The organism is Pseudomonas sp. NPDC089422 (assembly GCF_044749405.1).
In the GTDB taxonomy this organism is placed as follows: domain Bacteria; phylum Pseudomonadota; class Gammaproteobacteria; order Pseudomonadales; family Pseudomonadaceae; genus Aquipseudomonas.
Window position 1 is genome coordinate 156253 of record NZ_JBIVHW010000001.1, and the last position, 19435, is coordinate 175687.

The window sequence follows — 19435 nt, forward strand, 5'->3', positions numbered from 1 at the left end:
TTTTTTGCGATTTTCATATCGTATGAATTGATTATGATGGCGCCCATCCCAACACAACATCCCGGTTTCAAGGAATCATTCGAAATGAACAACGCAATCAGCAAACTGCTCTCGACCCGCGCTAGCCTGGGCCTCAGCGTGATCCGCATCCTGGTCGGTGTGATCTTCATGGCGCACGGTGCGCAGAAACTTTTCGGCTTGTTCGGCGGCTATGGTCTGGAAGGCACCGGGCAATGGATGGAAAGCATCGGCCTGGCGCCGGGCTACCTGATGGCCCTGTTGTCCGGTAGCGCCGAGTTCTTCGGCGGCCTGGCCCTGGTGATCGGCCTGCTGGCCCGCCCGGCAGCACTGGCGCTGACGGTAACCTTGGTGGTGGCGATCTTCTCGGTGCATATCAACAACGGCCTGTTCATGTCCAACAACGGCTATGAGTTCGCCCTGGCGCTGCTGGCCGGCACCGTGGCGGTGCTGATCGAAGGCGCGGGCCGCTTCTCGCTCGACCGTCTGATCGCCCGCTGATGCGGCAACGCTGCAAACCCGTGGCAGGCTGCGATAAAGGTCTACTTGCAGCTTGCCGCTCCAGGCTCTAGGATACCGTCTGCGCCGATTTAAACAGCTACTTGCGGGGCGCAGGACTGGCCCCCTCTCCGGGTCATCCGAAATACCGCTAAAGCGCTGGTTCGGTGACGCCTCCCACCGCTGCCCAGCGGGATTCGCGAGGCGGAGAGAAACTCCATGAGTTGTCCACGTACCAGTGTCTGTTTGAGCCCATTGCCTGCCAGCCAGGCTTCCCGCACACCGCGCATCCTGCTCGGTGGCCAGCATCAGCCCACTCTCTTGCGCCACCTTGAAGGTTTGTCGCGCCGCAAGGGCCAGGCCCGCGCCTTTCTCATTCAGTTCGCCGAAGAGGCATGCCGCCTGGAGCAGTTCGGCAACGACCGCTTCGACCTGGCGGTGATCCAGGCACCCGCCCGGGAAGACGCGGCCGAAGTCATTGGCCAGCTTACCCGCATCGCGCGTCAGGGCCTGATTACCCGACGCTGAGGAGCGCGCCGTTGAGCACCAATATCATCACCACGGAAGGTCATGAGGCCCTGAAGAAGGAGCTGGATCATCTGTGGCGGGTGTATCGCCCGGAAATCACCCAGAAAGTGACCTGGGCTGCTTCGCTGGGTGACCGCAGCGAGAACGCCGACTACCAGTACAACAAGAAGCTGCTGCGCGAGATTGACCGCCGGGTCCGCTATCTGCGCAAGCGCCTCGAAGACGTGAAGGTGGTCGCCTACTCACCGCAGCAGGAAGGCAAGGTGTTCTTCGGTGCCTGGGTCGAAGTCGAGAACGATGATGGCGAGACCATGAAGTTTCGCATTGTCGGGTATGACGAGATCTATGGCCGTAACGACTATATCTCGATCGACTCGCCGATGGCCCGGGCCCTGCTCAAGAAGGAGGAGGGCGATGAGGTGCTGGTGAATACACCGACCGGCCAAGCGACCTGGTATGTGAACAGCATCCATTACGGGCAATGAACCGGTGTTGCCGGTACTGGCGACGAGCCAGTGCCGGTAACCATCAGGCTTCGCGCAGTACTGTCAGCGGGCTGGCATTCAGGGCTCGCTGAGTCCCCAGCACTCCGGCCCCACCCACCAGCAACGCCCCGGCCAGTGGCAATACCAGCAGCCACGGATGCGGGTTCCATTGCAGGTCGAACGCATAGCGATACAGCACCAGGGTAATCAATTCGCAGCCCAGCGCCGCCAAGGCACCACTGGCCGCCCCCAGCAAACCGAACTCGATGCGCCGAGCCTTGACCAGCAAGGGGCGAGCAGCGCCCAGTGCGCGCAGCAGGGCGCCTTGGCGAATCCGCTCGTCGAGCGTCGCCTGCAACCCGGCGAACAACACGGCAAGCCCCGCCGCCAGCACGAACAGCAACACATATTCGACCGCCAGGGTGACCTGGGCGAGGATGCTGCGTAGCTGCTCGAGCAAGGCATCGACCTGCAGGATGGTCACCGCCGGAAACGCCCGCGACAGCGCCACCACATCCAGGTCATGGCCCGGGGCCAAATAGAAGCTGGTCAGGTAGGTGGTTGGCAGCCCCTGCAGGGTGCCTGGCTGGAAGATCATGTAGAAGTTCGGCTGGAAGCTGTCCCAATGCACGCTGCGCAGGCTGCTGACGCGTGCCTGACGCTGCTCGCCTCCGATGTCGAAGGTCAGCAGGTCGCCCAGTTGCAGCTTGAGGCTGGCCGCCAGCTCGGCCTCGACCGACACGCCGGGGATTTCATTGGCGCCAGGCAAGGCCTGCCGCCAGCGGCCTGCGCTCAGCACGTTGCCCTCAGGCAGTTCGGCAGCCCAGGTCAGGCTGAGGTCGCGTTGCACGGCTCGCTCGCCAGCGGAATCCTTGCTGACGATCTGCTGTACCGGTTGATCGTTGATCTGAATCAACCGGCCGGGAGTCACCGGATACAGCGGTGCCGAGTTGGCATTCACATCGTGCAGGCGCTGGGCGAACGGCTCGCGATCAGCGGGCAGGATGTTCAGGGCAAAATGGTTGGGGGCGTCCTTGGGCAGTTGCGCCTGCCAGTTGTCGAGCAACTCTGCCCGCAGCAGCGCAACCAGGGCCATGGCCAGCAGGATCAGGCCAAAGGCCAGGGCTTGCCCGGCAGCGGCCATCGGGTGGCGCAGCAGCTGGCCGAGGCCCAGGCGCCAGGCCAGTGGCGCGCCAGCGAGTGCCTTGCGCAGGCTCTGCAAACCGAGCAGAAGCAGCCCGCCCAGCAGCAGCGCGGCGATCAGGCCACCGCCCAGCAGGGCGAAGGTGAGGAGCAAGTCGAGGCTCAGGCGCCACATGATCAGGCCCAGGGCGAGCAGGGCGGCGCCATACACCAGCCAGCTGCTCGGTGGTACGGGCAGCAGATCGCGGCGCAGTACGCGCAATGGTGGTACCTGGCCCAGTGCGGCGAGCGGCGGCAAGGCAAAACCGGCCAGGGCCACCAGGCCGGTGGCGATGCCGGCCAGTGCCGGAACCATGCCCCCGGCCGGCACTTCGCTGGGCAGCAGGCCATGCAGCAGGCGGAACAGGCCCAGTTGTGCCAGCCAGCCGAGCAGGGCGCCAGTCAGGGCGGCGACCAGGCCGAGCATCGCCAGTTGCAGGCAATACAAACCCAGCGCCTGGTGCCGCGACAGCCCCAGGCAGCGCAGCAAGGCGCTGGCATCCAGGCGGCGCGCAGCGTAGCGGCTGGCCGACAGCGCCACGGCGACGCCCGCCAGCAGCACGGCGACCAGGCTGGCCATGTTCAGGTAGCGCTCGGCCTTGCCCAGAGCGCCGCCGATCTGCCGGTTGCCATCACGGGTGTCGAGCAGGCGCTGGTTGGCGGCAAGGTGCTTGCCCACGCCCTTGTGATACTGCGCGATGGCTTCGGCATCGCCGCGCCAAAGGTCGCGGTAGGTGACCCGGCTGCCTGGCTGGATGACCCCGGTAGCCTGCAGGTCGGCCAGGTTCATCATCAGTCGGGGTGTCAGGCTGTAGAAGTTGTTGGCACGGTCTGGCTCGTAGGTCAGTACCCGGCTCATGCGCAGGGTCTTCATGCCGACGTCGATGCTGTCGCCCACCTTCAGCCCCAGGGCCGCGAGCAGGCGCGGTTCGACCCAGGCTTCTCCGGGGGCCGGGCCGCCCCCAGGGGCTTCCTCGGCATAGGGGGCGGCAGCACTGCGCACCTGGCCGCGCAATGGATACGCACCATCCACTGCCTTGATGCTCGAAAGCTGGATGCCGGCATCGCTGCCCACCACGCTGGTGAACTCCACCACCTGGGCATGCCGCAGCCCCAGTGCCTGACCCGCGCCGAGCTGTTCTTCACGGGCTGGTGCGCTGCCCTGTAATACCAGGTCGGCGCCGAGGAACTCGCTGGCGCGCAACTGCATGGCGCCATTGAGCCGGGCGCCGAAATAGCCGATGGCCGTGCTGGCGGCGACCGCTACCAGCAAGGCAAAGAACAGTACGCGCACTTCGCTGGCGCGGATGTCGCGCAGCAGCTGGCGCAAGGCCAGGCCGCACAGGCGAGACAGCGGCATGTGCTTCATCAGGCCTCCACCGGCGCCACCAGGCGGCCTGCGTCCAGGCGGATCTGGCGCCGGCAGCGCCGGGCCAGGCGCTCGTCATGGGTCACCAGCACCAGGGTGGTGCCGCGTTCCTTGTTCAGCTCGAACAGCAGGTCGCTGATGCGCTCGCCGGTGTGGCTGTCGAGGTTGCCGGTGGGTTCGTCGGCGAACAGCACTGCCGGTTGCGCAGCGAAGGCGCGGGCGATGGCGACCCGCTGCTGCTCGCCACCGGAAAGCTGGCGCGGGGTGTGGGTCAGCCGCTTGCCCAGGCCGACCCGCTCCAGCAGGGTGCGGGCGTGCTCGCGGGCGTCGCGCCGACCGTCCAGCTCCAGGGGCAGCATCACGTTCTCCAGGGCGTCGAGGCTGTCGAGCAGCTGGAACGACTGAAAGACGAAACCGACATGCTCGGCGCGGACCCTGGCGCGCTGGTCCTCGTCCAGCGGGCCGAGGTCGTGCCCGGCGAGGATGACCTGGCCGGCGCTGGGGCGGTCGAGGCCGGCGAGCAGCCCGAGCAGGGTCGACTTGCCCGAGCCCGAGGCACCGACGATGGCCAGGCTGTCGCCCTGGGCGAGGTCGAGGGAGAGGGCGTGGAGGATGGTCAGGTCACCTTCCGCGCTGGGGACCACTTTGCTAAGGTTCTGCGCAACGAGAATACTGGGGCCCATGGAGAATCCGATGCGAGTGTGGTGGTTGAGTGCCGGTCTGGCCCTGTATTGCCTGGCCCAGAGCGCGGCGGCGGGAACATTGCTGGTTGTCGGCGATAGTATCAGCGCCGGTTTTGGCCTGGATACCCGCCAGGGGTGGGTCTCTTTGTTGCAGACCCGGCTCAAGGACGAAGGTTTCGACGATCAGGTGGTCAACGCGTCGATCAGTGGCGACACCAGTGCAGGTGGCCAGGCGCGGCTGCCGGCGCTGCTTGCAGCGCACAAGCCGAGCCTGGTTGTGCTGGAGCTGGGGGGCAACGATGGCCTGCGCGGGCAGCCTCCGCAGCAATTGCAACAAAATCTTGCCTCGATGATCGAGAGTGCCCGCAAGGCGGGGGCCAAGGTGCTGCTGCTGGGCATGCGCCTGCCACCGAACTATGGCGTGCGCTATACCACGGCCTTCGCCAACGTCTATGAACAGCTTGCAACGGAAAAACAGGTGGCGCTGGTGCCGTTCTTCCTCGAAGGGGTTGGCGGTGTGCCGGGGATGATGCAGGCCGATGGCATCCATCCGGCACAGGGTGCCCAGCAGCGTTTGCTGGAAAATGCCTGGCCGGCGATAAAACCCTTGCTGTGACGCTTTAAACGGGGCCGGCTTTCGGCTAATGTTGCGCCCCCCGTTTCGAGAGCCCCCGATGCCGCGCCCTGCCTGGTCCTTGTTTGCCTACCAACTGATCGAGCCCGATGAGCAGCTCGACCTGTTCGCTTGCCAGGAAATCCGCGTCCACCTCGTGGCCCGTCAGCTCGAACTCGGCGTGCCGGTCGACCGAACCTTGTGCGGCGGCCTGCTGCCTGCGCAGCCGCGCTGGTCCGGTGTGCCTCGCAGCATCTACCGCGACGGGCGCCTGTGCGACCTGTGCCGGGCGATTCTCGATGCCCAGCGCCGCGGCATGCGGCCGGTCTGGCCCGAGCTCTGAGGTGAATGGCAGGTGCGCAACCGAGCGCACCTTTCATCATCTGAAACGTCTGTAAGGCGCCAATGCCTCCCGCTCGCAGCGAGGCGGGTGTACAATCGTGCTTCTTGACTACCTTTCGAAGGATTTACCGGATGTTGCCGCGCTTTCCCGCCGTCACCCGTTGCCTGTCCCTGGCCGCCCTGCTGGTAGCGGGCCCCGCTGCTGCGCTGGAACTGCCACTGCCACCACCCGGTGAAGACGTCGTTGGCCAGGTCCAGACGATCAAGGCCAAGTACGAAGACACCTTTGCCGACATCGGCACTGCCAATGACCTCGGTTACCTGGAAATGATCGCTGCAAACCCGGGTGTCGACCCGTGGCTGCCGGGCGCCGGCACCGAGATCGTCCTGCCGACCCGCTACATCCTGCCGCCGGGGCCGCGTGAAGGCATCGTCATCAACCTGGCCGAGTACCGCATGTACTACTTCCCGAAAGGGCAGAACGTGGTGCATACCTTCCCGCTGGGTATCGGCCGTGAGGGCTGGGGTTCGCCTGTAGCGCTGACCAAGATCACCGCGAAGACGCCGAACCCGACTTGGACCCCGCCCGCTTCGATCCGTGCCGAGCACGCTGCGGACGGTGACATCCTGCCGACCGTCGTGCCTGCTGGGCCGGACAACCCGCTCGGGCCGTTCAAGTTCACCCTGGGTGTACCGGGCTACCTGATCCATGGTTCGAACAAGAAGTTCGGTATCGGCATGCGCACCAGTCATGGCTGCTTCCGCATGCTCAACAACAACGTGCTGGAACTGTCGAAGATGGTGCCGGTGGGGACGCCGGTGCGCATTATCAACGAACCTTACAAGTTCGGCATCAGTGGCGGCAAGGTTTACCTCGAGGCGCACACGCCGCTGGACGATCATGGCAACCCGTCTGTGGTCGACAAGCACACGGCGGTCATCAATGCCTTGCTCAAGCGTGAAGACCTCGCCAACAACCTGCGCATGAACTGGGACATGGTGCGTGACGTGGTTGCGGCAGAAGACGGTATGCCGGTTGAAATTGCCGTGCCTGTCAATAACCAGGGTGCTGCCCCCATGGTTACGAGCATCCCGCCCGAACTGCAGTAACGCTTTTGCAGCACCGCCGGGGCCCGCTCAGGTAAACAGCCTGCTGCGGGCCTCTTCGTTTCCGGTGGGAGACTTTCGTCCAGGCAATAAAAAAGCCGACCCACAAGTGGGTCGGCTCCATAACAATCCGTGAGGACTATTACTTGCGGCTGGCTTTGTCCAGCATACGCAGAGCGCGCTCGTTGGCTTCGTCAGCGGTCTGCTGAGCCTTCTGAGCGGCTGCCATTGCGTCGTCAGCCTTACGGTAGGCTTCGTCAGCACGGGCTTGAGCGCGAGCTGCTGCGTCTTCAGTCGCAGTCAGACGAGCTTCGGTTTCTTTGGATACGCTGCTGCAACCGGTAGCCAGAACTGCGGCCAGAGCCAGAGCAGAGAATTTCAGAACGTTGTTCATCGTGTTCCCCTTCAAGGACTTTCTATTAAATAGCCATCTCTCGGAAAAGAGAAACTGGCCGGCGTACATAGTACCCATTACTTGTAGTAAGTAAACTGACAGAGCGCAAGAACTGCAAAAAAAATGTTGCCGGGGGGCACGCCGACAAGATTTGCGGGTTTTTTGTGAAAAAACCGTGTAGCGGGCGCAAGCGATTGTAGTGCAGGAACTTTTTTGTTGAACTAACGGTGACTTTAACTGTCCTTCAGCGTCTCAAGCACAACAACATCCGGTTGCTGTAGCAGGGCATGCCAGGGCAAGGTCCTGGGTTGCCTTCCTGCTACTATTTAACGCTGGCCACCTTGAGCAATCCCGCTTGCGGCGCCTACTATTTGGGAGTGCCCGATCCGGCCGAACGATTGCTGTCGGCTGATGGTCCAAGGGGCAAGACGTGGCGTTGAGGTTCCTCCGCCGGATAAACCACATCGGTCAAGGTAAGGGTCTGCCAGAAAGACCTGCGAGGAGTAGTGATGAGTGAAGCGCTGACCATCCACCATGACCAGGCCGGTCATCAGTTCGAAACCAACGTGGACGGTCATCGTGCCTACCTGACGTACATGGACCTGGGCAAGCAGACGCTGGACATCTATCGCACTTTCGTGCCCAACGCCCTGCGTGGCCGCGGGATCGCAGCAGCGCTGACCGAGAAGGCCCTCGAGTACGCCGACCAGATGGGTTACACGGTGATCCCTTCCTGTTCGTACGTCGAGCGCTACATGGAGCGTCAGCAGCGCCATTCGAGCAAGGTCTGAACGGGCGACAAGCACCAGATACAATAACGCCGGGCAATGCCCGGCGTTTTTCATTGCGCTGAAACTCAGCTGCGCTTGCGCTGAGGCAACACGTCCTTGAGCTTGGCGTGCATGCTGCGCAGGGTTTTCTCGGTGGCCGACCAGTCGATGCAGGCATCGGTGACCGACACGCCGTACTGCAGTTCGTCGAGGTTTTTCGGGATCGACTGGCAGCCCCAGTTCAGGTGGCTTTCGACCATCAGGCCGATGATCGACTGGTTGCCTTCGAGGATCTGGTTGGCGACGTTCTCCATGACCAGCGGCTGCAGGGCCGGGTCCTTGTTGGAGTTGGCATGGCTGCAGTCGACCATGATATTGGCCTTGATCCTGGCCTTTGCCAGGTCCTGTTCGCACAGGGCGACACTGACCGAGTCGTAGTTCGGCTTGCCGTTGCCGCCACGCAGCACCACGTGGCCATAGGGGTTGCCCTTGGTGGTGACGATCGATACGCCGCCTTCCTGGTTGATACCGAGGAAGCGGTGCGGCTTGGACACCGACTGCAGGGCGTTGATGGCCACGGTCAGGCCGCCATCGGTGCCATTCTTGAAGCCGACTGCCGAGGACAGGCCCGAGGCCATCTCGCGGTGGGTTTGCGATTCGGTGGTGCGGGCACCGATGGCCGACCAGCTGATCAGGTCTTGCAGGTACTGCGGGGAGATCGGGTCGAGCGCTTCGGTAGCGGTCGGCAGGCCCATTTCGGCCAGGTCCAGCAGCAGCTGGCGGCCAATGTGCAGACCGTCCTGGATCTTGAACGAGTCATCCAGGTACGGGTCGTTGATCAGGCCTTTCCAGCCGACGGTGGTGCGTGGCTTTTCGAAGTACACACGCATGACCAGGTACAGCGTGTCAGACACTTCCTCGGCCAGCACCTTGAGGCGTTCGGCGTATTCGTGGGCGGCCTTGATGTCATGGATGGAGCAGGGGCCGACCACCACGAACAGGCGATGGTCCTTGCCGTCGAGGATATTGCGCACCACTTCGCGGCCGGCAGTCACGGTCTGCAGGGCCTTGGCGCTGAGGGGGATTTCCTTCTTGAGCTGATCGGGGGTGATCAAGGTCTCGTTGGAAGCAACGTTAAGGTCGTCGATCGGTAAATCAGCCATCGTGTTACTCGTCAGGTCACGGGTGCCGGCCGCCAGCAATCCCCGTGCGGCCCAGCAGCAATAATGTTCGCAGCGGGGAGCCGAACCTTAGCGCGTTACAGGGGGCGCGACAATGGGATTCGGCGCGTGTTGACACACTTGTGTGTGCCTGGCTGGCCCTGAAGGTGTAAAAAAGCGGATCAACCTGTCCGGGAGAATGACATGGCTTTTCGCAATCCACGTATCGGCATCATTGGCAGCGGTGCTATCGGCGGTTTCTATGGGCTGATGCTGGCACGCGCCGGTTTCGATGTGCATTTCCTGCTGCGCAGTGAATATGACGTGGTCCGCGAACAGGGCCTCAAGCTCGAGCATGCGGTGCATGGCGCGCTGCAGATGCCGGTCAATGCCTATGCCAGCGCTGGCGACATGCCGCCCTGCGACTGGCTGCTGGTGGGCGCCAAGGCGACCCGCAATGCCGAGCTCGCACCGCTGATCGTCCAGGCCGCCGCTGCCGATGCCAAAGTGGTGCTGCTGCAGAATGGCCTCGGCGTGGAGGAGCAGCTGAGGGCGGCCTTGCCGGGCAGCCTGCATTTACTGGGAGGCCTGTGTTTCATCTGCGTCAATCGCCAGGCTCCAGGGGTGATTCGTCACCAGGCGCTGGGTGCGGTCAACCTCGGCTATCACAGCGGGCCAGCCGAAGATGGCGGTGCGGCGATCGTCGAAGCGGGCGCCGGGTTGTTCCGTGCGGCGGGCATCGACTCCCAGGCCATGGCCAATCTCGGCCAGGCGCGCTGGCAGAAACTGGTGTGGAATGTGCCGTACAACGGCCTTTCGGTGTTGCTGGGAGCCAGCACCGCGCCGCTGATGGCCGATGCCGACAGTCGCGAACTGATTCAGGCACTGATGGCTGAAGTGGTGCAGGGTGCCGCCGCGTGCGGTCATGTGTTGCCAGCTGGCTACGCCGAGCAACTGTTGCGCATGACCGAACAGATGCCCGATTACTGGCCGAGCATGTACCACGACCATGCCCAGCAGCGCCCGCTGGAACTGCAGGCGATCTATGCCGAGCCGATTGCCCGCGCGCAGGCGGCCGGCTGCAGTCTGCCGCAGATGCAAATGTTGTATCAGGCCCTGGCCTTCATCGACCGCGCCAACCGGGCTGGCTGAACCCTCTGCAGGCCGCACCAGCAGTGCGCCGGACGGCAAAGCGCGGGTCCGGTGCGCTGCTAAGCTGAAGCTTGCTCTGCCGCAACGGCAGTCGAGGAGGTCGAATGATCCGCTCCATGCTGTACGCCACCGACCTCGGTGTCTACGCGCCTTTTGTCATGCAGCACGCCCTGACCCTGGCTCGCGCCTTCAGCGCAGAGCTCTACGTGATTCATGCGGTGGAGCCCATGGGGCAGTTCGCCGAGTCCCTGCTGCAGAGTTACCTCGATGAGCAGACGCTGGATGAATTGCACAGCGAAGGCGTCAACACGGTGATGGCCAATATCGAACAGCGGGTGCTGGAAAACTTTCGTGACGAATTGGGCGAGGACGCAGATCTGGCACTGATCAAGGCGGTGCGGGTGCGTCAGGGTGATCCGGCGCAGGTCATCCTTGACCAGGCGCAGCGGCTGAGCGTCGACCTGCTGATCTTTGGCAGCCACACCGCCGGTGCCGGGGTGGATGTGCCGATTGGCCGAACGGCAGTGCGCTTGCTGCAACTGTCGCCGGTGCCGGTGTACATGGTGCCGCTCTCTCAGCACCTTGGGCGTAGGAAATCGTGAAGCTGGAGGTAGGCTGTTTCGGAGGCGCGTGTAACAAAATAGTTCTAGTTTTATTTCGAGAACCACTAATATAGTTATATCTCGTCGCTGCCTGCTGCCGCTGACTTACCGCCGATTCGAGGGAAACCTATGAAGCTTCAACAACTGCGCTACATCTGGGAAGTGGCGCACCATGACCTCAACGTCTCCGCGACGGCGCAGAGCCTGTACACCTCGCAGCCGGGGATCAGCAAGCAGATCCGCCTGCTCGAAGACGAACTGGGTGTTGAAGTCTTCGCTCGCAGCGGCAAGCACCTGACCCGGGTAACCCCGGCCGGTGAGCGCATCATCAACACCGCTGGCGAGATCCTGCGCAAGGTCGAGAGCATCAAGCAGATCGCCCAGGAGTTCTCCAACGAGAAGAAAGGCACGCTGTCCATCGCCACCACCCACACCCAGGCACGCTATGCGCTGCCACCGGTGATCAGCAGCTTCATCAAGCAATACCCGGAAGTGGCCTTGCACATGCACCAGGGCTCGCCGATGCAGATCGCGGAAATGGCGGCCGACGGCACCGTCGATTTCGCCATCGCCACCGAGGCGCTGGAGCTGTTCGGCGACCTGATCATGATGCCGTGCTACAAGTGGAACCGTTGCGTGGTGGTGCCGCAAGGTCACCCGCTGACCAAGCTGCCGAAGCTGACCCTGGAAGCCGTTGCGGAATACCCGATCGTCACCTACGTGTTCGGATTCACCGGCCGTTCGAAGCTGGACGAAGCCTTCAACCACCGTGGCCTGACGCCGAAAGTGGTGTTCACCGCTGCTGACGCCGACGTCATCAAGACGTACGTGCGCCTGGGTCTGGGCGTGGGCATCGTGGCCAAGATGGCAGTCGACACCAAGCTCGACAGCGACCTGGTGGCGTTGGATGCCAGCGAGCTGTTCGAGGCCAGCATCACCAAGATCGGCTTCCGCCGTGGCACCTTCCTGCGTGGCTTCATGTGCGACTTCATCGAGAAGTTCGCACCGCACCTGACCCGTGAAGTGATGGCCAAGGCCATTCAGTGCCACAACAAGCAGGAACTCGAAGAGCTGTTCGAAGGCGTCGAGCTGCCGGTGCACTAAAAGCAGCGGCAAGCTGCAAGCGGCAAGATACTAGAAAAAGCAGACCGTACGCGGGCTGCTTTTTTCTTGCAGCTTGCGGCTTGCTTTCAGGCCTTGCCGATCAGGTTGCCGGCATGTAGCCCGCATTCCTTCTGGGTCGACTCTTCCCACCACCAGCGGCCTTCGCGCTCGTGCTGGTTCGGCAGCACCGGTCGCGTGCAAGGCTCGCAACCGATGCTGATGAAGCCGCGTTCGTGCAGGCTGTTGTACGGCAGCTCCAGCATGCGGATGTAACCCCACACTTCCTCGCTGGTCATTTGCGCCAGCGGGTTGAACTTGTACAGGGTGCGCTCGGGCGTGGAGAACGCGCCGTCGATTTCCAGCGCTGCCACCTGGCTGCGGGTACCTGGGCTCTGGTCGCGACGCTGGCCGGTGGCCCAGGCGCTGACGGTGGCGAGCTTGCGCCGCAGTGGTTCGATCTTGCGGATGCCGCAGCATTCGCCATGGCCGTCCTTGTAGAAGCTGAACAGGCCTTTTTCCTTGACGAACGGGTCGAGCTTGGCGCGATCCGGGCTGAGGATTTCGATCGGCAGGTTGTAATGCTCGCGCACCTGGTCGATGAAACGGTAGGTCTCCGGGTGCAGGCGGCCGGTGTCGAGGCTGAATACCTTGACCTGCTTGTTCAGCTTCCAGGCCATGTCGACCAGCACCACATCCTCGGCGCCGCTGAAGGAGATCCACAGGTCATCGCCAAAGTGCTCGAAGGCGAGCTTGAGGATGTCCTGCGGGGACTTGTTGGCATAGGTCGCGGCCAGGGCGGCGACGTCGAAGGGTTGGCTCATCAGGCGGTTTCCATCTTGGCTGTGGCGCTGTGCGCTCGTAATGGGGTGATGGTAACAAAAAATGGCGGGGTAGACGCCTGGCGATGAGCCTCAAAGGCTCTGCAGCGTTTCCATCAGCACCCGCACCTTGGCAATCGATTCCTCGTATTCGGCCTGCCAGTTCGAGTCGGCCACCACTGCGCCGCCGCCCCAGCAACTGACTTGGCCATCCTTGACCAGCAGGCTGCGGATGGCGATGGAGCTGTCCATTTCGCCACGCACGTCCACGTACAGCAGCGAGCCGCAGTACAGCGCGCGGCGGGTGGGTTCCAGCTCGTCGATGATCTGCATGGCGCGGATCTTCGGCGCACCGGTGATCGAGCCGCCCGGGAAGCTGTCGCCGATCAGGTCCAAGGCGTCCTTGTCGCGGGCCAGCTGGCCGGTGACGCTGCTGACCAGGTGGTGGACGTTGGGGTAGCTTTCCAGGCTGAACAGCTCCGGCACCTTCACCGAGCCGATTTCGCAGGTACGTCCCAGGTCGTTGCGCAGCAGGTCGACGATCATCAGGTTTTCCGAGCGGTCCTTGGCGCTGTGGCGCAGCTCTTCGGCATTGCGTGCGTCCTCGGCAGGGTCGGCCGAGCGCGGGCGGGTGCCCTTGATCGGCCGCGTTTCCACCTGCCCCTGGCTGACGCGGATGAAGCGCTCCGGGGAAAAGCTCAGCAGCGCACTGCCGTCAGCCAGCTGCTGGTAGCCGGAGAACGGCGTCGGGCAGGCTTGACGCAGAGCCTGGTAGGCGTGCCATGGGTCGCCCTGGCAGGGCGCGCGGAAGCGCTGGGTGAGGTTGATCTGGTAGCAGTCGCCGGCCTGGATGTAGCGCTGCACCTGGTCGAAGGCGGCTTTGTACTGTTGCGGTTGCAGGTCGCCCCGCATGGGGGCGAGCAGCTGGAAATTACCGCACGTCGAAGTGTCGACAGTCTCGAACAGTGCCGTCAGGCGAGCCCGCTCTTCATGGGCCAGGCTCGGGTGGAACACCAGTTGGCTGGTACCAAGCTGGTGGTCGGTCACCACTGCCCAGGCGTACAGCCCCAGCTGCGCATCGGGCAAGCCCAGGTCGTCGCTCGACAGGCTGGGCAGCTGTTCCAGGCGACGGCCGAAGTCGTAACTCAGGTAGCCGATCAGGCCGCCGGCGAAGGGTAGCTCGATGCCGGCCGGCAGCTGTGCTTCACCCAGTTGCGCCAGGCTGGCGCGCAGGCGTTCGAGGAAGGCCCGGCCGTTCTCGTCGGGCTGGGCCTGTAGCTGCTGCACGGGCCAGGCGCTGAGCAGGTCGAAGCGGCCGCGCTCGGCACCGGGGCGGGCGCTGTCGAGCAGGATCGCGCCGGGTGCCTGGCGCAGGCGGGCGAAATAGGCAGCGGGGTCGGGCTGATAGGGCAGGGGGTGGAGCGTACAGGTCGGCATCAGTGTGGACGGCGATGTAAAAGCGAGGAGGGCGATTGTAGACCTGTGTAGGAAATGCGCCTAGCTCTGATGCGACATTCAAACATCGCGTTTGGACGGGGCCGCTTTGCGGCCCTTTCGCGACACAAGGCCGCTCCTACAGGGGGCGCATCAATCTGTAGGAGCGGCCTTGTGTCGCGAAAGGGCTGCGCAGCAGCCCCAGGGGGCTTAACGCGGATGCACGTGCCCGAACAGGTTCTGGGTCACCCGCACCCGCTGCTCGGCGTCTTCGGTGATCCCTTCCTTGGCCAGCGCTTCGATGTGCGCTTCGATGGCATGGGTGCGCTGGGTCAGCCCGGTGTCGTTGGCGATCTGGATGTTCAGGCCAGGGCGGGCGTTGAGTTCGAGAATCAGCGGCCCCTTGTCCTGATCCAGCACCATGTCCACGCCGATGTAGCCCAGCCCGCACAGCTCGTAGCAGCCGGCGGCCAGCTTCATGAAGCCGTCCCAGTTCGGTAATTGCACGCCGTCCACCGCGTTGGTGGTGTCCGGGTGCTTGCTGATGATGTTGTTCAGCCAGGTGCCGCGCAGGGTAACGCCGGTGGCCAGGTCCACGCCCACGCCGATGGCGCCTTGGTGCAGGTTGGCCTTGCCGCCGGACTGGCGGGTCGGCAGGCGCAGCATGGCCATCACCGGGTAGCCCATCAGCACGATGATGCGGATGTCTGGCACGCCTTCGTAGCTGATGCTCTTGAAGATCTGGTCCGGGGTCACCCGGTACTCGATCAGTGCACGGTCTCGGTGGCCGCCGAGCGAGTACAGGCCGGTGAGGATGCTCGACACCTGGTGCTCGATTTCCTCGTGGCTGATGATCTTGCCGGACACCGTGCGATAGCGGTCCTCGAAGCGGTCGGCGATCACCAGGATGCCGTCACCGCCGGCGCCCTGCGCCGGCTTGATGACGAAGTCGTTGCGCCCGCCGATGATTTCGTGAAGCTTTTCGATCTGCTTCTCGGTCTCGATGATGCCGTACATCTCCGGCACATGGATGCCGGCTGCGAGTGCTCGCTCCTTGGTGATGATCTTGTCGTCGACGATCGGGTACAAATGGCGCTTGTTGTACTTCAACACGTAGTCCGCGTTGCGCCGGTTGATCCCCATGATGCCCCGGGCCTCCAGGGCTTTCCACGTCTTGATCAGGCCAAACATCAGGCGTCAGCCTTCTTCAGGAATGCCTTGAAGCGCACGAGCTCGGTCAGGCGGTAGCCGCGGTAGCGGCCCATCGCCAGCATGAAGCCCACCAGGATCAACAGCACGGCCGGGAAGGTGAAGACGAAGTACACCAGCTCCGGCACCATCATCAGCAGGTGCGCCAGGGATGCGGCGAACAGGGTGCCGATCGCCACTTTCATGGCATGGCCACCACCGCGCTCTTCCCAGGTGATCGACAGGCGTTCGATGGTCATGGTCAGGATCACCATCGGGAACAGCGCCACCGACAGGCCGCGCTCCAGGCCCAGCTTGTGGCTGAACAGGCTGATGGCGGCAATCAGGACCACGACGAAGGTCAGCACCACCGACAGGCGCGGCAGCATCTGCAGCTTCAGGTGCTCCAGGTACGAGCGCAGCGACAGCCCCAGCGCGGTAATCACCGTGAACAGCACGATGCCGAAGCCCAGCTGGGTCTCACGGAAGGCCAGGGCGATCAGTACCGGGGTGAAGGTACCCAGGGTCTGGATGCCGATCAGGTTGCGCAGGATCAGGATCACCAGCACGCCGATCGGGATCATCACCATGATCATGAAGGTCTGCTGGGTCTGCAGTGGCAGGCCGTACAGCGAGTACTCGAGGAAGTCGGCGTCGGTGTTCTCGTCGGTCAGCTTGGCCAGGCGGATGGCGTTCATCTCGCTGTTGTTCATGCTGAAGGTGACGTTGGCCTTCTTGCCGCCATCGACGGTGATCAGGTTGTCGTCACCGGTCCACCACAGCAGGCGGTCGGCTGGCAGGCCCTGTTCGCCGGTGTCCGGGTTGAAGTACAGCCAGTCGTTGCCGTTGAAGCTGCGCAGCCACAGCTCCGGGGTCTGGGGTGTGTCGGCAACCAGCCGGATGGTGTGGACCTTTTCCATCGGCACATGGGCGATCGACAGCAGCAGGTCGATGACCTGGGCCTTCTTCATCGGCGAAGTGTCGCCGGCCAGCAGCAGCTTGACGTTATCGTCGTTGAGGTTGTTGACCCGCTTGATGGTCTCGCTGACGAAGGTCTCGACGTCAGCCGAGTGCTGGCGGATCGGTGCCATCAGGGCTTCGGCGGCGATCTTCTCGGGGCCGTCGATGGCCAGGCTGTCACGGAAGGTCGGGCCCTTGATGGCGGACTTCTCGTTGCTGTAGCGCTTGGTCAGCACCAGGCGGTAGTACAGGGTCTGGTTGCCGCTGACGCGGCGCGCCGACCAGGTCACCTTGCGGTTGCCGTCGACGCGGTTGACGCTGACCCCGTAGTTGTTGGAGATGAAGCTCTCGTTGAGGCTGACGTAGTCACGGTTCAGCGGCGGCACGAACATCTGGATCTTGACCGGGTCCTTGGAGCTGGCGACGAACTCGACCTTGGCGTCGATGTTCCACAAGTCGTCGGTCTCGTCCTCGGTCACCGGGATGCCGAGCACGAAGATCTGATAGGCCGTGACCGCCACGCCGAGCAACACCAGCACGGTGATCAGGACTTTCAGATGGAGGGTAAGAGAGCGCATCGGGGTTACTCTGCTTTGGGAGCGTCGGTGGCACAGGCAGGTTTGCCGGCCGCGTATTTAAGGCTTGGGTCGACCAGCGCGTCGAAGTGCTTGAGCGCCTCGGAGCCGATCAGCAGCGGGAACTGGAAGGCGCTGCGGTCGGTGAGGTTGACTTCGATGGTGCGCCGGGCCTGGCCCATGCAGATTTCAAGTTCGATGACCGGGCGGGCGGTGTAGGCCTTGCCGGATTCCGCATCATAGTCGCCGGCACGGCGCTTGATTTTGCTCACGCGCGCCAGGGGGCGTTCGATGGGGTGCGAATGGGCGGCGTCGATGGCCAGGTAGAAGCGCACCCAGCTTTCGCCGTTACGCTTGAAGCGCTTGATGTCGCGGGCACTGAGCGACGCGGTCTTGGCGCCGGTGTCGAGCTTGGCGGCCACTTCCAGGTCAAGGTCGCCGAGCCGGGCGTACTCGTTCAGACCGTACACGGTCTTGCCCGCCGCCTGGCCAAGGGCCGGCAGCAGGGTGAGGCATAACAGCAATAATACGGGTGTAAGTCTCATAATCCTGGCGCGGTGCTGAGCTGTGCGGGGTTCGGGGCAAAGGTGACTGGCAACGACTGCACAAGCTTCCTCGTTCATCTGTCATCAACATGAATTGATGACAAACACACTATCGATACTCCGTTGGAGGCGCGGCATTCTATCACGCCGACGTCTTGACGCCAGCGTGCCGCGATCTGACAACGCCATCACTGGGTAAGTTCGTTCTTAGACGATTGTCGACAATATTCATTTTGTCTTTGACTGTGCGCCTTTGATTCGCTAGTTTCTGCTCAAGCGATTAGCAAGGTGTCGACAATATGCTGGACCTCACCACCCCAAGCCCCGTCGAGTCAGACGAAACGGAAACCTTGTCCGAGAATGTCTTCCGGCGTATCCAGGCGGCGATCGTCAAGGGTGACATCGCCCCGGGCAGCAAGATCTCCGAACCGGAGCTGGCGCGCACCTATGGCATCAGCCGCGGCCCGCTGCGCGAAGCCATCCATCGGCTGGAGGGTCAGCGCCTGCTGGTGCGCGTGCCGCATGTCGGCGCGCGGGTGGTGTCGCTCAACCACGCCGAGCTGATCGAACTGTACGAAATCCGCGAATCGCTGGAAGGCATGGCTTGCCGCCTGGCGGCCGAGCGCATGAGCCAGGCTGACATCGACGAGCTGCGCCGGGTGCTCGATACCCATGAGCGCGATGCCGCGTTCCAGGCCGGGCTTGGCTATTACCAGCAGGAAGGCGACTACGACTTCCACTACCGGATCATCCAGGGCAGCGGCAACCAGACCCTGGTCAAGATGCTCTGCGGCGAGCTGTACCAACTGGTGCGCATGTACCGCATCCAGTTTTCCGCCACGCCCAACCGCCCACGCCAGGCCTTCGCCGAACACCACCGCATTCTCGATGCCATCGAAGGCCGTGACGGCGAGCTGGCCGAACTCCTGATGCGCCGCCACATCGGCGCGTCCAAGCGCAACATCGAGCGTCACTACCTGGACGCCAACAACAACAGCCCACGAGGTGAGAAATGACTGTGAAGAGCACCCCCGGTCAGCGTTTCCGCGACGCCGTTGCCGCCGAACACCCCCTGCAAGTGGTCGGCGCGATCAACGCCAACCATGCACTGCTGGCCAAGCGTGCCGGTTTCAAGGCCATCTACCTGTCCGGCGGCGGCGTTGCCGCTGGCTCCCTGGGCCTGCCTGACCTGGGCATCAGTGGCCTGGATGACGTGCTGACCGATGTGCGCCGCATCACCGACGTCTGCGACGTGCCCTTGCTGGTGGATGTCGACACCGGTTTCGGCGCGTCGGCCTTCAACGTTGCCCGCACCGTGCGCTCGATGTGCAAGTTCGGCGCTGCGGCCATCCATATCGAGGACCAGGTTGGTGCCAAGCGTTGCGGCCACCGCCCGAACAAGGAAATCGTCACCCAGCAGGAAATGGTCGACCGTATCAAGGCTGCGGTAGACGCCCGCACCGATGACAGCTTCGTGATCATGGCGCGCACCGACGCCCTGGCGGTGGAAGGCCTGAACGCCGCCCTGGACCGTGCCGCCGCCTGCATCGAGGCTGGCGCCGACATGATCTTCCCGGAAGCCATCACCGAACTGTCGATGTACAAGACCTTCGCCGATCGGGTGAAGGCGCCGATCCTGGCCAACATCACCGAATTCGGCGCCACGCCGCTGTATACCACCGAAGAGCTGGCCTCGGTCGACGTGTCGCTGGTGCTATACCCGCTGTCGGCGTTCCGCGCCATGAACAAGGCGGCTGAAAACGTCTATACCGCACTGCGCCGCGACGGCACGCAGAAGAACGTGATCGACACCATGCAGACCCGCATGGAGCTCTACGATGCCATTGGTTACCACGCCTTCGAGCAGAGCCTCGACGCGCTGTTCGCCCAGAAGAAAGGTTGAGCGCA

At 63.3% G+C, this 19435-nt stretch carries 21 protein-coding genes; 12 read left to right on the forward strand and 9 right to left on the reverse strand.

Annotated elements, in window-relative coordinates; genetic code table 11:
• The first annotated feature begins 84 nt into the window (after positions 1 to 84).
• The 3 genes from ACIPZ8_RS00740 to greB all read left to right on the forward strand — a co-directional run bounded on the left by ACIPZ8_RS00740 (position 85) and on the right by greB (position 1529).
• The gene (locus ACIPZ8_RS00740; protein ID WP_400719128.1) at positions 85 to 519 is read left to right on the forward strand and encodes a DoxX family protein; all 435 of its coding nucleotides are present in this window, start codon (positions 85 to 87) and stop codon (positions 517 to 519) included.
• A 216-nt stretch (positions 520 to 735) separates the two neighbouring features.
• Positions 736 to 1044, forward strand: a complete 309-nt coding sequence (locus ACIPZ8_RS00745) for a hypothetical protein (protein WP_400719129.1) — start codon at positions 736 to 738, stop codon at positions 1042 to 1044.
• Between the two features lie 11 nt (positions 1045 to 1055).
• The gene (greB, locus tag ACIPZ8_RS00750) at positions 1056 to 1529 is read left to right on the forward strand and encodes a transcription elongation factor GreB (RefSeq protein ID WP_400719130.1); all 474 of its coding nucleotides are present in this window, start codon (positions 1056 to 1058) and stop codon (positions 1527 to 1529) included.
• Positions 1530 to 1572: 43 nt separating this feature from the next.
• On the opposite strand, the gene ACIPZ8_RS00755 is transcribed toward greB, so the two are convergent.
• Positions 1573 to 4080 (reverse strand): ABC transporter permease, encoded by a 2508-nt coding sequence (locus ACIPZ8_RS00755; protein WP_400719131.1) that lies wholly within the window; start codon positions 4078 to 4080, stop codon positions 1573 to 1575.
• Positions 4080 to 4763: an ABC transporter ATP-binding protein gene (locus tag ACIPZ8_RS00760; RefSeq protein WP_400719132.1), complete on the reverse strand. Its 684-nt coding sequence runs from the start codon at positions 4761 to 4763 to the stop codon at positions 4080 to 4082. Before ACIPZ8_RS00760 ends, ACIPZ8_RS00755 begins: the two co-directional genes overlap by 1 nt.
• Before the next feature lie 10 nt (positions 4764 to 4773).
• On the opposite strand from ACIPZ8_RS00760, the gene ACIPZ8_RS00765 reads away from it, so the two are divergent.
• The 3 genes from ACIPZ8_RS00765 to ACIPZ8_RS00775 all read left to right on the forward strand — a co-directional run bounded on the left by ACIPZ8_RS00765 (position 4774) and on the right by ACIPZ8_RS00775 (position 6828).
• Positions 4774 to 5379 (forward strand): arylesterase, encoded by a 606-nt coding sequence (locus ACIPZ8_RS00765; protein WP_294333510.1) that lies wholly within the window; start codon positions 4774 to 4776, stop codon positions 5377 to 5379.
• A 58-nt stretch (positions 5380 to 5437) separates the two neighbouring features.
• The gene (locus ACIPZ8_RS00770) at positions 5438 to 5719 is read left to right on the forward strand and encodes a hypothetical protein (RefSeq protein ID WP_027919636.1); all 282 of its coding nucleotides are present in this window, start codon (positions 5438 to 5440) and stop codon (positions 5717 to 5719) included.
• Positions 5720 to 5850: 131 nt separating this feature from the next.
• Positions 5851 to 6828 carry a L,D-transpeptidase family protein gene (locus ACIPZ8_RS00775; protein WP_400719133.1) on the forward strand — a complete coding sequence of 326 codons (978 nt, stop codon included), beginning with the start codon at positions 5851 to 5853 and terminating at the stop codon, positions 6826 to 6828.
• A 139-nt stretch (positions 6829 to 6967) separates the two neighbouring features.
• On the opposite strand, the gene ACIPZ8_RS00780 is transcribed toward ACIPZ8_RS00775, so the two are convergent.
• Entirely contained in the window at positions 6968 to 7219 is a 252-nt protein-coding gene (locus ACIPZ8_RS00780; protein WP_003250288.1) for an Lpp/OprI family alanine-zipper lipoprotein, read from the reverse strand.
• Between the two features lie 509 nt (positions 7220 to 7728).
• On the opposite strand from ACIPZ8_RS00780, the gene ACIPZ8_RS00785 reads away from it, so the two are divergent.
• On the forward strand, positions 7729 to 8010 hold the full coding sequence (locus tag ACIPZ8_RS00785) for a GNAT family N-acetyltransferase (protein WP_023379662.1): 282 nt from the start codon (positions 7729 to 7731) through the stop codon (positions 8008 to 8010).
• A 65-nt stretch (positions 8011 to 8075) separates the two neighbouring features.
• Here the strand turns inward: ACIPZ8_RS00785 and ACIPZ8_RS00790 are convergent, their stop codons facing one another.
• Positions 8076 to 9152, reverse strand: coding sequence for a 3-deoxy-7-phosphoheptulonate synthase (locus tag ACIPZ8_RS00790; RefSeq protein WP_400719134.1), 1077 nt, complete (start codon positions 9150 to 9152; stop codon positions 8076 to 8078).
• Between the two features lie 201 nt (positions 9153 to 9353).
• Between ACIPZ8_RS00790 and ACIPZ8_RS00795 the strand changes: the two genes are divergently transcribed.
• From ACIPZ8_RS00795 to cysB, 3 genes are all read left to right on the forward strand, one after another.
• Positions 9354 to 10301 carry a putative 2-dehydropantoate 2-reductase gene (locus ACIPZ8_RS00795; protein WP_400719135.1) on the forward strand — a complete coding sequence of 316 codons (948 nt, stop codon included), beginning with the start codon at positions 9354 to 9356 and terminating at the stop codon, positions 10299 to 10301.
• A 104-nt stretch (positions 10302 to 10405) separates the two neighbouring features.
• Positions 10406 to 10903, forward strand: coding sequence for a universal stress protein (locus tag ACIPZ8_RS00800; protein ID WP_110631661.1), 498 nt, complete (start codon positions 10406 to 10408; stop codon positions 10901 to 10903).
• 129 nt (positions 10904 to 11032) lie between these two features.
• Positions 11033 to 12007: an HTH-type transcriptional regulator CysB gene (gene cysB, locus ACIPZ8_RS00805; protein WP_027593928.1), complete on the forward strand. Its 975-nt coding sequence runs from the start codon at positions 11033 to 11035 to the stop codon at positions 12005 to 12007.
• A gap of 86 nt (positions 12008 to 12093) precedes the next feature.
• Here the strand turns inward: cysB and ACIPZ8_RS00810 are convergent, their stop codons facing one another.
• From ACIPZ8_RS00810 to ACIPZ8_RS00830, 5 genes are all read right to left on the reverse strand, one after another.
• Positions 12094 to 12828: a phosphoadenylyl-sulfate reductase gene (locus tag ACIPZ8_RS00810; RefSeq protein ID WP_400719136.1), complete on the reverse strand. Its 735-nt coding sequence runs from the start codon at positions 12826 to 12828 to the stop codon at positions 12094 to 12096.
• 90 nt (positions 12829 to 12918) lie between these two features.
• On the reverse strand, positions 12919 to 14262 hold the full coding sequence (pabB, locus tag ACIPZ8_RS00815; RefSeq protein ID WP_400719137.1) for an aminodeoxychorismate synthase component I: 1344 nt from the start codon (positions 14260 to 14262) through the stop codon (positions 12919 to 12921).
• A 207-nt stretch (positions 14263 to 14469) separates the two neighbouring features.
• A complete protein-coding gene (locus ACIPZ8_RS00820) occupies positions 14470 to 15450 on the reverse strand; it encodes an alpha-L-glutamate ligase-like protein (RefSeq protein WP_152956369.1) in 981 nt (326 codons plus the stop codon).
• On the reverse strand, positions 15450 to 16985 hold the full coding sequence (locus ACIPZ8_RS00825) for an inactive transglutaminase family protein (protein WP_294333384.1): 1536 nt from the start codon (positions 16983 to 16985) through the stop codon (positions 15450 to 15452). Before ACIPZ8_RS00825 ends, ACIPZ8_RS00820 begins: the two co-directional genes overlap by 1 nt.
• A 5-nt stretch (positions 16986 to 16990) precedes the next feature.
• Positions 16991 to 17527 carry an ATP-dependent zinc protease gene (locus tag ACIPZ8_RS00830; protein WP_027919647.1) on the reverse strand — a complete coding sequence of 179 codons (537 nt, stop codon included), beginning with the start codon at positions 17525 to 17527 and terminating at the stop codon, positions 16991 to 16993.
• A 299-nt stretch (positions 17528 to 17826) separates the two neighbouring features.
• On the opposite strand from ACIPZ8_RS00830, the gene ACIPZ8_RS00835 reads away from it, so the two are divergent.
• Positions 17827 to 18543, forward strand: a complete 717-nt coding sequence (locus ACIPZ8_RS00835) for a GntR family transcriptional regulator (protein WP_400719138.1) — start codon at positions 17827 to 17829, stop codon at positions 18541 to 18543.
• A complete protein-coding gene (gene prpB, locus ACIPZ8_RS00840; protein ID WP_060507956.1) occupies positions 18540 to 19430 on the forward strand; it encodes a methylisocitrate lyase in 891 nt (296 codons plus the stop codon). Before ACIPZ8_RS00835 ends, prpB begins: the two co-directional genes overlap by 4 nt.
• Positions 19431 to 19435 lie beyond the last annotated feature (5 nt).

What these genes read in the sequence shown, in the direction of transcription:
- ACIPZ8_RS00740 (WP_400719128.1), top strand. Translation starts at nt 85, where the DNA reads ATGAACAACGCAATCAGCAAACTGCTCTCGACCCGCGCTAGCCTGGGC.
- ACIPZ8_RS00745 (WP_400719129.1), top strand. Translation starts at nt 736, where the DNA reads ATGAGTTGTCCACGTACCAGTGTCTGTTTGAGCCCATTGCCTGCCAGC.
- ACIPZ8_RS00755 (WP_400719131.1), bottom strand. Translation starts at nt 4,080, where the DNA reads ATGAAGCACATGCCGCTGTCTCGCCTGTGCGGCCTGGCCTTGCGCCAG.
- ACIPZ8_RS00760 (WP_400719132.1), bottom strand. Translation starts at nt 4,763, where the DNA reads ATGGGCCCCAGTATTCTCGTTGCGCAGAACCTTAGCAAAGTGGTCCCC.
- ACIPZ8_RS00765 (WP_294333510.1), top strand. Translation starts at nt 4,774, where the DNA reads ATGCGAGTGTGGTGGTTGAGTGCCGGTCTGGCCCTGTATTGCCTGGCC.
- ACIPZ8_RS00770 (WP_027919636.1), top strand. Translation starts at nt 5,438, where the DNA reads ATGCCGCGCCCTGCCTGGTCCTTGTTTGCCTACCAACTGATCGAGCCC.
- ACIPZ8_RS00775 (WP_400719133.1), top strand. Translation starts at nt 5,851, where the DNA reads ATGTTGCCGCGCTTTCCCGCCGTCACCCGTTGCCTGTCCCTGGCCGCC.
- ACIPZ8_RS00780 (WP_003250288.1), bottom strand. Translation starts at nt 7,219, where the DNA reads ATGAACAACGTTCTGAAATTCTCTGCTCTGGCTCTGGCCGCAGTTCTG.
- ACIPZ8_RS00785 (WP_023379662.1), top strand. Translation starts at nt 7,729, where the DNA reads ATGAGTGAAGCGCTGACCATCCACCATGACCAGGCCGGTCATCAGTTC.
- ACIPZ8_RS00790 (WP_400719134.1), bottom strand. Translation starts at nt 9,152, where the DNA reads ATGGCTGATTTACCGATCGACGACCTTAACGTTGCTTCCAACGAGACC.
- ACIPZ8_RS00795 (WP_400719135.1), top strand. Translation starts at nt 9,354, where the DNA reads ATGGCTTTTCGCAATCCACGTATCGGCATCATTGGCAGCGGTGCTATC.
- ACIPZ8_RS00800 (WP_110631661.1), top strand. Translation starts at nt 10,406, where the DNA reads ATGATCCGCTCCATGCTGTACGCCACCGACCTCGGTGTCTACGCGCCT.
- cysB (WP_027593928.1), top strand. Translation starts at nt 11,033, where the DNA reads ATGAAGCTTCAACAACTGCGCTACATCTGGGAAGTGGCGCACCATGAC.
- ACIPZ8_RS00810 (WP_400719136.1), bottom strand. Translation starts at nt 12,828, where the DNA reads ATGAGCCAACCCTTCGACGTCGCCGCCCTGGCCGCGACCTATGCCAAC.
- pabB (WP_400719137.1), bottom strand. Translation starts at nt 14,262, where the DNA reads ATGCCGACCTGTACGCTCCACCCCCTGCCCTATCAGCCCGACCCCGCT.
- ACIPZ8_RS00820 (WP_152956369.1), bottom strand. Translation starts at nt 15,450, where the DNA reads ATGTTTGGCCTGATCAAGACGTGGAAAGCCCTGGAGGCCCGGGGCATC.
- ACIPZ8_RS00825 (WP_294333384.1), bottom strand. Translation starts at nt 16,985, where the DNA reads ATGCGCTCTCTTACCCTCCATCTGAAAGTCCTGATCACCGTGCTGGTG.
- ACIPZ8_RS00830 (WP_027919647.1), bottom strand. Translation starts at nt 17,527, where the DNA reads ATGAGACTTACACCCGTATTATTGCTGTTATGCCTCACCCTGCTGCCG.
- ACIPZ8_RS00835 (WP_400719138.1), top strand. Translation starts at nt 17,827, where the DNA reads ATGCTGGACCTCACCACCCCAAGCCCCGTCGAGTCAGACGAAACGGAA.
- prpB (WP_060507956.1), top strand. Translation starts at nt 18,540, where the DNA reads ATGACTGTGAAGAGCACCCCCGGTCAGCGTTTCCGCGACGCCGTTGCC.